Origin of the sequence: Priestia sp. J2, from assembly GCF_020790095.1 — a bacterium.
Taxonomy (GTDB): domain Bacteria; phylum Bacillota; class Bacilli; order Bacillales; family Bacillaceae_H; genus Priestia; species Priestia zanthoxyli.
The window spans coordinates 4,045,455-4,058,146 of sequence record NZ_CP086208.1; the positions used below are offsets into that span (position 1 = coordinate 4,045,455).

At 41.1% G+C, this 12,692-nt stretch carries 11 protein-coding genes; all 11 read right to left on the reverse strand.

What is annotated here, in order from left to right; genetic code table 11:
* Nucleotides 1-2 precede the first annotated feature (2 nt).
* Complete coding sequence (gene rlmN / locus LJY09_RS20935; RefSeq protein ID WP_014458400.1) at nt 3-1,094, reverse strand: dual-specificity RNA methyltransferase RlmN; 1,092 nt, start codon at nt 1,092-1,094, stop codon at nt 3-5.
* Between the two features lie 2 nt (nt 1,095-1,096).
* Nucleotides 1,097-2,437: a 16S rRNA (cytosine(967)-C(5))-methyltransferase RsmB gene (rsmB, locus tag LJY09_RS20940; protein WP_155010527.1), complete on the reverse strand. Its 1,341-nt coding sequence runs from the start codon at nt 2,435-2,437 to the stop codon at nt 1,097-1,099.
* A complete protein-coding gene (gene fmt / locus LJY09_RS20945) occupies nt 2,430-3,368 on the reverse strand; it encodes a methionyl-tRNA formyltransferase (protein ID WP_028411455.1) in 939 nt (312 codons plus the stop codon). Before fmt ends, rsmB begins: the two co-directional genes overlap by 8 nt.
* Nucleotides 3,369-3,378: 10 nt before the next feature.
* Nucleotides 3,379-3,852, reverse strand: coding sequence for a peptide deformylase (gene def / locus LJY09_RS20950; RefSeq protein ID WP_155010528.1), 474 nt, complete (start codon nt 3,850-3,852; stop codon nt 3,379-3,381).
* A 70-nt stretch (nt 3,853-3,922) separates the two neighbouring features.
* Nucleotides 3,923-6,337, reverse strand: a complete 2,415-nt coding sequence (priA, locus tag LJY09_RS20955) for a primosomal protein N' (protein ID WP_155010529.1) — start codon at nt 6,335-6,337, stop codon at nt 3,923-3,925.
* A complete protein-coding gene (coaBC, locus tag LJY09_RS20960; protein ID WP_098999577.1) occupies nt 6,334-7,551 on the reverse strand; it encodes a bifunctional phosphopantothenoylcysteine decarboxylase/phosphopantothenate--cysteine ligase CoaBC in 1,218 nt (405 codons plus the stop codon). Before coaBC ends, priA begins: the two co-directional genes overlap by 4 nt.
* A gap of 180 nt (nt 7,552-7,731) precedes the next feature.
* Nucleotides 7,732-7,953, reverse strand: a complete 222-nt coding sequence (rpoZ, locus tag LJY09_RS20965) for a DNA-directed RNA polymerase subunit omega (protein WP_013058926.1) — start codon at nt 7,951-7,953, stop codon at nt 7,732-7,734.
* 2 nt (nt 7,954-7,955) lie between these two features.
* Nucleotides 7,956-8,570, reverse strand: a complete 615-nt coding sequence (gene gmk, locus LJY09_RS20970) for a guanylate kinase (RefSeq protein ID WP_013058927.1) — start codon at nt 8,568-8,570, stop codon at nt 7,956-7,958.
* Nucleotides 8,571-8,583: 13 nt separating this feature from the next.
* Nucleotides 8,584-8,844 (reverse strand): DUF370 domain-containing protein, encoded by a 261-nt coding sequence (locus tag LJY09_RS20975; RefSeq protein ID WP_013084831.1) that lies wholly within the window; start codon nt 8,842-8,844, stop codon nt 8,584-8,586.
* Between the two features lie 46 nt (nt 8,845-8,890).
* A complete protein-coding gene (locus tag LJY09_RS20980) occupies nt 8,891-9,766 on the reverse strand; it encodes a YicC/YloC family endoribonuclease (RefSeq protein WP_155010530.1) in 876 nt (291 codons plus the stop codon).
* 153 nt (nt 9,767-9,919) lie between these two features.
* Nucleotides 9,920-12,598, reverse strand: a complete 2,679-nt coding sequence (locus LJY09_RS20985; RefSeq protein ID WP_228307419.1) for a cation-translocating P-type ATPase — start codon at nt 12,596-12,598, stop codon at nt 9,920-9,922.
* Nucleotides 12,599-12,692 lie beyond the last annotated feature (94 nt).

Here is a 12,692-nt window from a genome sequence, read left to right on the forward strand (position 1 = left end):
AATCACCTCGTCTCTTCTTTACGCTCCTTCGCACGTAATTGGCCACAAGCTGCATCGATGTCATGACCTTGCTCACGTCGAATAGTCACGTTAACGCCACGCTTTTTAAGCGTACGTTCAAATGCAAAAATCTGTTCACGCGGTGTACGAACATAATCACGCTCAGGCACATAGTTTACCGGAATCAAGTTCACGTGACATTTAACGTCTTTAATCAAATCCGCTAATTCCTCCGCATGCTCTACTTGATCGTTTACTCCTCCGAATAGACCATACTCAAAGCTAATACGTCTTCCCGTTTTATCCGTATAATATTTAATGGCTTCCATCAAATCAGGAAGTTTATACGCACGGTTAATCGGCATTAAGCGTGAGCGGATGTCATTGTTTGGAGCGTGAAGTGAAATCGCAAAATTGATTTGCATTTTTTCATCAGCAAACTTATAGATTTTTGGAATGATTCCACTTGTCGATACTGTGATATGACGTGCACCAATATTTAATCCATCATCACTGTTAATTGTTTTTAAGAAGCGCATCATTTCATCATAGTTATCAAATGGCTCCCCAATACCCATAATTACGACAGAGCTCACGCGTTCTCCTTGTTCATCTAGCGCTTTTTGTACTTTTACTACTTGCGCTACGATTTCTCCAGCTTCTAAGTTACGCTTTAAACCTCCAAGAGTAGACGCACAGAACGTACAGCCGATGCGACAGCCAACTTGAGTTGTTACGCAGACAGAATTTCCGTATTCATGACGCATAAGCACCGTTTCAATCGTATAACCGTCATGGAGTTCGAATAAAAACTTCATCGTGCCGTCTCCAGACGTTTGCTGAACAACTGTTTTTAATGTCGTTAATGCAAATTTGTCTTTTAATTGTTCACGTAATCCTTTAGATAAGTTTGACATATCGTCAAAGTCCGTTACGCGTTTAACATATAACCAGTCAAAAATTTGTTTAGCACGGAACTTCTTATCTCCGTGTTCTACTAACCAATTTTCTAGGTCGTGCATTTCTAATGAATAAATAGATGGTTTTTGCGCTTTTTCTTCTGCTTTTACTTTTCTTTTAGCTACTTCTTCCATTTTTACACCTTCTTCTGTAAACATGCAATATAAAACCCATCGCTTTGTGCATCTGGCAGCAATTGAATTTCACCATGTTTTACGTTTTGTTTAAGTCTTTGCGGCATGCGTGCAGCGAGGGTTTCATCTTTTTGAAAATCAGCATGATCTGCTAAAAATGCTGCTACAACATCCCCATTTTCATCCCGGTCAATTGTACATGTACTATATACAAGGGTCCCGCCTTTTTTTAATAAAGGCGCAACCGCATTTAAAATATCTTGTTGAATACGCGCCAGCTGCTTTACATCTTGCTCAGTTTTTGTATATTTCAAATCAGGTTTACGTCTCATTACACCAAAACCTGAGCACGGAGCATCCACTAAGATGCGGTCAAACACTTCTTTATCAAACCGTTCGCCTGCTTTGCGGCTGTCTTGAACCGTCGGCTCAATATTGGTAAGATGCAGACGCTCTGCCTGCTGGGCAATCAGCTTTACTTTATGGTCATGAATGTCCAAGGAAATAACTCTACCACTGTTTTTAAGCTGCTCTGCAATATGAGTTGATTTTCCTCCCGGTGCAGCACAGCTATCTAAAATCAGCTCTTCTGCTTCTGCACCTAGCGCATGAGCTACTAACATAGAGCTTTCATCTTGAACGGTAAACATTCCTTCACGAAATGCTTGTGTATGAGCTGCATTTCCTTTTTGAACTTCTAGCGCTTCTTCTACAAAATGGCCTGGTTCTACAACAATACCTTCTTTTTCAAGCGCTTCTTTTACTTCATTTTGCGTAAAGCGTGCACTGTTTACTCGGATTGTTTGTTTAGGGGCCATTAAATTAGCTAAACAGATTCCGCGTGTTTTGTCCAATCCATATTGTTCCACCCAGCGTTTTACAAGCCATACTGGATGACTCGTTTCAATTGCCAAGCGCTCCACAGGATTTTGTATTTCTTCTAAAGAAGGCGTGCCGCTGCGCTGAATATTTCGTAAAACGCCGTTTACCATTGAGGCAATTCCTTTGTGACCACGTTTTTTAGCAATTTCTACTGCTTCATGAAGGATTGCCCGGTCAGGTACTCGATCTAAATACATCATCTGATAAAGAGATAAACGAAGCAGCACTCGCACCCAAGGCTGAAGTTTTTTGGGATTTTTCAAGAAGGGGGCTAACCCGTAATCTAACGTATCACGTCTTTGAATCGTTCCATACACAATTTCCGTTAGCAGCCCTGCATCTTTCCCTTGAATACCACGTTTTTGTATACTGTTATTTAACAATAGATTGCTGAATGCCTGATTTTTTTCAATAGCTAGTAAAATATCTAAAGCTATGTCTCGAACGTTGTACTTACTCATTGACATCCCCTAATACTGTTCCGACTTCAACGGATGTACCTCGTAAATACTGCGCTGCATCCATACGTTTTTTTCCAGCCGGCTGAAGTTCCGTCACTTTAATAGCTGTTTCATTTCCAGTTGCTACTACAAATCCGTCCTCTTCAAGTGATAAAACGGTACCCGGTTTGCCTGATGCGGATACTTTCTCTCCCCACCAAATTTTCATGACTTGACCGTCTGCTGTTGTATAAGCAACGGGCCAAGGATGAAGTCCGCGGATATGATTATAAATTTCTTCTCCTGTACGGGCCCAATCAATTTTCTCTTGTTCACGCTTAATATTAGAAGCAAATGTCGCTTCGCCATCGTTTTGTTTAACCGGCGTAATTTCACCTTTCACAAGAGAAGGAATGGTTTCTGAAAGCAATTTTGCACCAGCAGCGCTGAGTTTATCGTGAAGTGTGCCCACGTGATCACGTTCTTCAATCGGAACTTCTACCTGTGTTAAGATATCACCTGCATCTAATTTTTCTACCATATACATAATTGTAACACCAGTTTTCGGCTTACCTTGTAGAATTGAATAGTGAATCGGCGCGCCTCCGCGCAGTTCAGGTAACAGAGAAGCATGTACGTTAATACAGCCGTATTTAGGCGCTTCTAAAATAGGAGTTGGTAAAATTTGACCAAAAGCCGCTGTTACAATTAGGTCAGGCTCATACGCTAACACTTGCTGATATTCTTCTTCTAAACGAATCTTTTCTGGCTGCAGTACAGGTATTTCATGTTTTAACGCCTCAACTTTTACAGGAGGAGGTGTTAATACGCGCTTGCGTCCTTTTGGTCGGTCCGGCTGTGTAACCACTGCGACCACTTCATATCCATCTTTAAGTAATGTTTGTAAAACCGGCACTGAAAAATCCGGCGTTCCCATAAATACGACTTTCATCGTGTAAAACCTACCCTTCTAGTTCATCCTCTTCGTAATACTTTGTTACTTTTTCCGTGAACAATACACCGTGTAAGTGATCAATTTCATGTTGAATGGCTCGTGCTAAAAAACCTTTTGCTTCTATAAAATAAGGTTTCCCTTTACGATTTTGCGCACATACTTTCACATAATCAGCTCGAGCCACGTCACCAAAAAGGCCCGGAAAACTTAGGCAGCCTTCTGGACCGATTTGTTCGCCTCGTTGCTCAATAATTACCGGATTAATTAACTCAATTTTACCGTGTCGATCGTCCACGTCTACCACTGCCACTTGCTGCAGAACTCCTACTTGAGGAGCAGCTAGACCCACACCGTCTGCTTCAAGCATTAAATCATACATGCCGTTTAGTAATTTCGCTAATTTATTATCAAAGTTTTTAACCACTTCACACTCTTGTTCAAGTACTTCATTAGGATGGTAAACAAGCTTAAGCTTAGCCAAATAGGCACCTCCTTTATTCTTTCTATTTATATCCAAAAAGCTTCTTCTTTAACGCCATCAAGACGACTAGTTACATCATCGAGTATGGATTCAAATCAATTGTAATCGTTAAATTTTCCTTCTGCATTTCCGCTTGATAACGTTCTAATATATATTTCAACAGCGGAATCAGGCTTGGTTCCAGCTTGTATTTTAACATGCATTGATAGCGATATCTATCTTTTATCTTAGCAATGGGAGATGCGACTGGCCCTAAGATTGTTGTTTGCGGCGAAAGTTTCTGACCCAGATACTGCGAAATTTTGTCTGTAACAGACACCACTTTTGCAATATTTTCATGAGATACCGTTACAAGCGCCAAGTAAAAGAAAGGCGGATATTTATGCATTTTACGAATTTCCATCTCCTGCTTATAAAACGCATCGTAATCATGCTGACTCGCAAGTTGAATGCTGTAGTGCTCAGGCGTGTACGTTTGAATCACTACTTCTCCTGGAAGCTTGTGGCGTCCTGCTCTTCCGCTTACTTGTGTTAAAAGCTGAAACGTTTTTTCAGATGCACGAAAGTCAGGTAAATTCAGCATCGTATCTGCTGTTAAAACGCCTACAAGCGTGACGTTTGGAAAGTCTAGCCCTTTGGCAATCATCTGGGTCCCTAGTAAAATTTGCGCTTCTCCACTTGCAAACTTGTTCAGGAGCTTTTCATGCGCGCCTTTTCGGCTTGTCGTATCAACATCCATTCGCACGACTCTAGCCTCAGGCAGCACTTTTGTTAATTCTTCTTCCACTTTTTGTGTACCAGATCCAAAAAAGCGGATATGTTCGCTGTGGCATTCCGGGCACTCAGTGTGCACATGTTCTTCGTGTCCGCAGTAATGGCATTTTAATTTATTTTGATAGCGGTGATACGTTAGTGAAATTTCACAGTGCTCACATGTCGGAACGTAACCGCAGTCCCTGCACATAACAAAAGAAGAATGGCCTCTTTTATTTAAAAATAAAACGATTTGCTCTCCTTTTTCCAAACGGTTTTTCATCTTTTCAAACAGCATAGTTGAAAACATAGAGCGATTGCCGCTGCGAAGTTCCTCTCTCATATCAACAATATCCACCGACGGCATCGATGACTTATTCATTCTTTGCTTTAACGTCAGTAGCTTATATACACCTTTTTGCGCTCTTGCAAAGGACTCAAGCGTTGGTGTTGCACTTCCTAAAATGACTGGACACTGATGATGCTGCCCTCGGTAAATGGCTACATCTCTGGCATGATAACGGGGGTTTTCTTCTTGTTTATAACTCGTCTCATGTTCTTCATCGATAATAAGAAGGCCCAAATTTTCAAATGGAGCAAATACAGCAGAGCGGGCCCCTACTACAACGGATACTTCTTTTCGCTGAATTTTTCGCCATTCATCGTATTTTTCTCCAGTAGACAAGCCGCTATGAAGCACAGCAACTTTTGAGCCGAACCGCTCTTTAAACCGCTTGACCATCTGAGGGGTAAGTGAAATCTCCGGAACAAGCATAATCGCTTCTTTTCCTTTTTTTAATACTTGATCAATCGATTGGAGATACACTTCTGTTTTTCCGCTTCCCGTTACTCCATACATTAAAAACACATCGTGAAGATTTTCTTCGATGTCCTGCAGAATCGGTGCGATTGCCTCAGCTTGTTCATCGGTCAATTGAAATGGCTTTGACGGTGTAAAGTATCGATCTTGATAAGGATCACGGTATATTTCAATTTCCGTTTCCTCTAAGAGTCCTTTGTTAATCAGCGCTTTTATAGGAGCGGAGGTAATCTGCAAATCTTCCGCTATTTCTTTTATGGCTACTTCTTCATTTCGCTCGAGCATAAAAGCCAGCACTTGCTTTTGCTTTTCTGCCTGCTTATTTAACTCGTTCATAAACTGTTGAATGTCTTCAAGGCTTTGATTCAGTTTTACGCCTTTTGTCGTTTTTTTGTTTCCTTTGTTTTTCACCACGTAGACGACTTCAATTAGACCTTTTTGAATATCACGGTGAAAAGCAGGAGCAGCGGCTGTTTTTTCCACTTCACTCCACTTCAGCGAGGATCTTGGCTGAAAAAACGGCTTGACTTGCTCATGAAGCTGTTCGTATGCCTCTTTTGAAAGGAGTGACAGTTCTTTATCATATTTTGCTTTCATCGCCGCAGGCAGCATGACTTGAAAAGCCGATATCATAAAACAAAGCGTTTTTTCTGTTAGCCAGTGCCCAATCTCTAACAGTTCAGGAGTCAGAACCGGCGTTAAATCAAGCAAGTCAGCGATTGGTTTAACACGCTTAACTTCAGCCTCTTCTTTAAGAGCCACCACAAACCCTTGAACTTTTCTTGGACCAAACGGAACGACAACTCGCATACCCGGAACAATAATTCCTTTCCATTTGTCAGGAATGGCGTAGTCAAAAGCTCGATCTGTTTGTTTAGCAGCCACGTCCACAATTACACTAGCTACACTCATTTTCTCAGCCCTTCTAACATTTCCTTCACTTCTTTTAACACCTCGGTAGCTACATCGTGTTTTGAAAGAATGGGAAGTTCTTTAGACTCTCCGCTTCGCTTATAGAGCGTCACAATATTTGTGTCCGTCCCAAAACCTGCTCCTTCTGTCGTCACGTTATTGGCTACAATCATATCCAAGTTTTTAGATGCAAGTTTCTTTTGTGCATATTCATCCACTTGTTCTGTTTCTGCTGCAAAGCCGACTAAAAGCTGGTGTTCTTTTCGCTCTCCAAGCGTGCGTAAAATATCTGTTGTTCTCTCTAGCTCTAATACTGCTTCACCAGGCTGCTTTTTCATCTTTTGATCAAACACATACTTTGGTCGGTAATCTGCCACTGCGGCTGATTTAATGACAACATCTGCTTCATGATAGCGCTGCATAACAGCTTCAAGCATCTGCTGCGCACTTTCAATTTGAACAACCTGCACCCCTTTTGGATACTCTAAATTCGTCGGTCCCGTTACAAGTGTTACCGATGCACCTAACTTAGCAGCTTGTTCTGCAAGAGCATAGCCCATTTTCCCAGTAGAGCGATTGGTGAAAAATCGGACGGGATCAACGCGTTCTACCGTAGGTCCTGCTGTAACCAATACATTGATACCGTCAAAGATTTTTTGTGTATCTGATACTTTGGAAAAATAAGAGCCGATTAGTGAAACAATTGTTTCTGGCTCTTCAAGACGACCTTTTCCTACATAACCGCATGCCAAATACCCTTCTCCTGGTTCTACAAAAGAGTAACCAAATGATGAAAGAGTGCTCATATTTTTTTTAACAGCGGGATGATCGTACATATGAACATTCATTGCAGGCGCAATCCACACAGGTGCAGTAGAAGCCAGCAGCGTTGTGGAAATCATATCATCTGCAAGACCATTTGCTATTTTCCCTATCATATTAGCCGTAGCAGGAGCCACTAAAATTAAATCGGGCCAATCGGCTAAATCAATATGTGCAATCACAGATGGATCTTTTTCATCAAACGTATCTGTATAAACTGGGTTTCGAGACAGAGCTTGAAACGTAAGCGGCGTTACGAACTCGCGTGCTGAAGCAGTCATCATTACTTTAACTTCCGCTCCTGCTTGTACTAATTTACTTGTTAAAGCTACGGCTTTATATACGGCGATTCCGCCGCTAACACATAATAAAATTCGTTTTCCCTTCATCATTATGCCCCCATCTATTTATCCCGCTCAACCAGCATCCGCTTGTTTACTCGGGTAACTATCTAAAGCTTTTCAATTCAATTATTATACCATTTTTGTAGTGAGACATTCACTATCCTGCTTGAATACAAACAAAAGCATCAAAAAAATAACAACCTATAAAGTAGGTTGTTATTTTTTCACTTACTGATGTTTAGAATCTTCTTCTGCTACACCTTGCTTATAGCTTAATTGTTCAGCATTAATTTCTTCTAAAGCACAGCCTACAAACTTATAAGAAACCGGCTTTTCAATCGGCGTATCATTGTGAAGCTGTAATTGACGAGCGCGTTTTGCAGCTACTGTCACAAGCGTGTACTTAGAATCTAATTTTTCCATTAGGGAATCAATTGATGGATAAAGCATGTTTATTCTACCTCCAGCATTCTTTTATAGCGCGCAGAAATACGATCACGACGGCAGTGTTCAGCCGTTACGATAGCACGGATGCGAGCACAAGCATTTTCTACTTTGTCATTTTCTACAACATAATCGTAGGCGTCCATAAGTTCAATTTCTTCTTTTGCCACGCGCATACGGTTATTGATTAAGTCTTCTGTTTCAGTACCGCGGTTTACGATACGACTTTTAAGCTCTGATAAACTCGGCGGTGCCAAGAAGATGAACAAACCTTCTGGAAATGCTTCTTTCACTTGAAGAGCACCTTGCACTTCAATTTCTAGAAATACGTCTTTTCCTTCAGATAACGTTTGTTCTACATAATCAACCGGGGTACCGTAGTAGTTGCCTACGTATTCAGCCCACTCTAATAATTTCTTGTTTTCAATCATGCGCTCAAACTCTTCGCGTGGTTTGAAGAAATAGTCAACGCCGTCTACTTCACCTTCGCGGGGCTTCCTTGTTGTTGCAGAGATAGAATACTGCAATTTAATGTCTTCTTGCTCAAACAATGCTTTTCGTACCGTTCCTTTTCCAACACCTGATGGTCCGGAAAGAACAATTAATAAACCTCTTTCAATCATCGGTTCAAGTGACCTACCCTTCTAATAATTCTTCTTTGTTTATAAGTCGCTGCGACACAGTTTCTGGCTGTACAGGAGCTAAAATAACATGATCGCTATCCATAACAATAACAGATCGTGTTTTACGTCCTTGCGTTGCATCTATTAAAGAGCCTCGATCTTTTGCATCTTGAATAATGCGTTTGATTGGAGCTGATTCAGGATGAACGACAGAGATTATACGATTAGAAGAAATAAAATTTCCAAATCCAACGTTCACTAATTTACCGCTCATAAGAAGCCTCCTGCTATACCAATATAATCTTTATCTTACACGAAGGCTATTCAATATTTTGAACCTGCTCTTTTATGCGTTCTAGTTGTGCTTTCATACTAATAATATACTGAGCAATAGTACCATTATTTGCCTTCGCACCGATTGTATTCATTTCACGATTCAGCTCTTGAACAAGAAAATCCAGCTTGCGTCCTACTGAATCAGGTGTATTTAATGCTTGAATAAATTGTGAAACATGACTTTGAATTCGCGTAAGTTCTTCGCTAATATCTGCTTTTTCAGCAAAAATAGCTACTTCAGTCAGCACTCGCTGCTCATCGAAAGTACCTTCTAAATAGTCGCTCAGCTTTCTTTTAATACGCTCGCGATATTGTTCAGCAACTTCAGGAGCAAGCTGTGTAATTTTTTCGCGAATGTCTTGAATGTCCTGTAAGTATCCCATTAAATCGTGATACAGCTCTGATCCCTCTCGTTTCCGCATATCCACTAACTGATGAACAGCAGCTTCAACGGCTTCAAAGATTGCACCATGAATACTCGTCTGATCAGCTTCTTCTTCATAAGTTGTCATCACTTCAGGCATGTGTAAAATGTCTTGAATTTGAACAGATTGTGACAGCCCGTGCTTTTCTTTTACTTGCTGCAACGCATTCATGTATTCCTCAAGCAGCTGCCAATCCGTCTGCAGTTTCTTTTTTGCCATTTCTTCACCTGAAATAGTAACAAATACTTCTACTCTACCACGTTTTATGTATGTTTGAACGATTTTTTTTATTTTATCTTCAATTTCAATTAATTGTCTTGGCATACGGATAACAATTTCACAAAAACGATGATTAACAGACTTCATTTCCACTGTTACTGATCGATTTTCCACTTCCGCTTTTCCGCGGCCAAAACCAGTCATACTTTTTATCATTATCATCACATCCACTATGTACATCTTACATAAAAAGTATCGTAAAAGAAAGTGTTAGCAAAAAAAAGAAATCTCTCTTCTTTATTCAACCTGTAAAGGCTGCCTTCATGAGTTTTCTCATTTGGGACAGCCTGTATTAAAGTATAGCACAATTTATGAAGGTTTTCTTGTTAAAAGTGAACCAGCAAGTAAAAAAGTTGGAAGGCTTGCAAGTCCTAAGATAACGAGCCATTCCCGCGGTGCAATGGCCATTGTATGGAAAATAGGCTGCAGCGGCGGATAGTAGATGGCCACCAGCATAAGGATAATAGATGAAATAACAGCCCCTACAAGATATAAGTTCTGAAATGGATTCCGATCAAAAATTGATTTTTCACTTCGGCAGTCAAATACGTGAATAAGCTGTGCCATGACAAGCGTGGCAAATGCAATCGTCTGAGCATACTGCAACCGATCTGGGTCATTGTCGTAAACAATCATAAACGCAGCAAGTGTAGCAGCTCCAATTAAAAATCCACGGCTGACTACTTTCCATCCCAATCCTCTTGCAAAAATACCTTCGCGCGGATGCCTTGGATGGCGCTTCATCACGTTGTCCTCTGGCTGGTCTAAGCCAAGAGCCATCGCAGGCAAACCGTCTGTTACTAAGTTTACCCATAGTATCTGAATGGGCACTAGCGGAAGCGGAAGTGCTAAAATCATCGCAAAGAGCATAACTAAAATTTCTCCTACATTTGATGCAAGCAAGTAACGGATAAACTTCCGAATATTTTCATAGATATTTCGCCCTTCTTTGATCGCTGATTTAATAGTGGCAAAATTATCATCAAGCAAAACGAGTGAAGACGCTTCTTTTGCTACGTCTGTCCCGGTGATGCCCATCGCAATGCCTATGTCTGCTGCTTTAATAGCCGGTGCGTCATTTACGCCGTCGCCCGTCATGGCTACAATGTGATCTTTTGCTTGAAGAGCTTTAACAATTTTAAGCTTATGCTCAGGTGATACCCTTGCATATACATAAACATCATCTACTACTTCTTCTAGCTCTTCCTGCGTCATTTTGGATAAATCCGTTCCTTCCAAGACTTGACCGTTTTTCGGTAAAATTCCGAGCTGTTTTGCAATCGCCTGTGCTGTAATAACGTGGTCACCTGTAACCATAACGGTTTTGATGCCTGCGTCTCGGCATTCTTTGACCGCTTGCTTGACCTCTGGTCTTGGCGGATCAATCATTCCTTGAAGCCCGAGGAAAGTCAGGTCTTTTTCTGCTTCCTTCTCTGTATGAACGCTCTCATGTTCTCCTAACGGTCGATATGCAATAGCAATGGTTCGAAGCGCTTGGCTAGCTAAGTGATCAATCGCTCCTTTTACTTCATTATGAACCGTTACCGACAGCGTTTGTTGTCTGCTTTCCCACAAAATATTTTTGCTGTTTATAAGCAGCACATCCGGAGCACCTTTTGTTATCACATAGCGTTTATGAGATGCGTCTTCAATGACTACACTCATCATTTTACGCGTTGAATCAAATGGAAACTCTTCAATAATCGTAAACTGCTTTTGAATATTTTCTTTTGTCAGCCCCGCTTTCATCGCGGCAACAAGCAAAGCCGCTTCAGTAGGATCCCCGTCGATAACATATTCTTTATCTTTTCTCAAGATGGACGTTTGATTGCAAAGCAGACCAAACACCAAAAGCTGCTGAAGCGGTTTTTCACTCCGTGTATCAACTTCTCTTTCCTCTCGTGAAAATACGCCCGTAGGTTCATACCCTGTCCCTGATACTCTCCACGTCATTCCTCCCGACCAGAGGTGGGTAACCGTCATTTTATTTTGCGTTAATGTGCCCGTTTTGTCTGAGCAAATGACTGACGCGCATCCTAGTGTCTCAACAGCAGGAAGTTTGCGAACAATGGATCTTTGCTTAATCATGCGCTGTACACCAAGAGATAGCGCCACGGTTACGATGGCAGGAAGACCTTCGGGTATGGCAGCAACAGCTAAGGAAACTCCCGCTAAGAACATACTGTATAAATCATGCCCTTGCAGCACACCAATCCCAACAACTAATACAGTAAGTGCAAGAGCTACAACAATTAAAATTTTGCCCAATTGCTCTAACTTCCGTTGAAGAGGAGTAATCATGGCTTCAGCATTTTGAAGTAAATCAGCAATTTGCCCCATTGCTGTTTTCATTCCAATCCCTACAACGATACCTGTTCCGCTTCCTCTGGTTACAAGGGTACCCATAAACGCCATATTGTCCTGATCTCCAAGCGGCACTTCATCTCCTGACAATGCTTTTATTTGCTTACCAACAGGCAAAGACTCTCCCGTAAGCGCTGATTCTTCAATTTCTAGACTTTTGGCTTCCATAATCCGAAGGTCAGCTCCAATACGGTCTCCGCTCGAAAACTTTACAACGTCTCCTACTACCAGCTCTTTAGATGGTAACTTAACCCATTTCCCTTCACGCATGGCTGCTACTTGAGGAGCCGAAAGCTCTTTTAATGCATGAAGAGATTTCTCTGCTTTTCTTTCTTGGAAGAACCCGAGAAATCCATTAATTACCACAATAGCAATGATAGCAATTGCATCGATGTATTCTCCTAAAAGCCCTGAAATAAGCGTGGCAGCTAGTAAAACCAGTACCATAAAATCTTTAAACTGCTCTAGAAACACAAGAATGGCTGGTTTTTTCTCTCCTTCAGTCAATTCATTAAACCCTTGTTGCTGCTGACGTGCTTTTACTTCTTTGTGTGTAAGACCATGCTGCCTGTCTGTTTTTGTTACTTCTACTATTGCTTTTTCACCTAATTCATACCATTTCATTGCATCTTTTCACACCCTTTTATTTGTAAATGCACCTATTAGATTGTTACAATCTTATATCGTATGCTTATTCAGACTCGTCCTAAAAAATGCT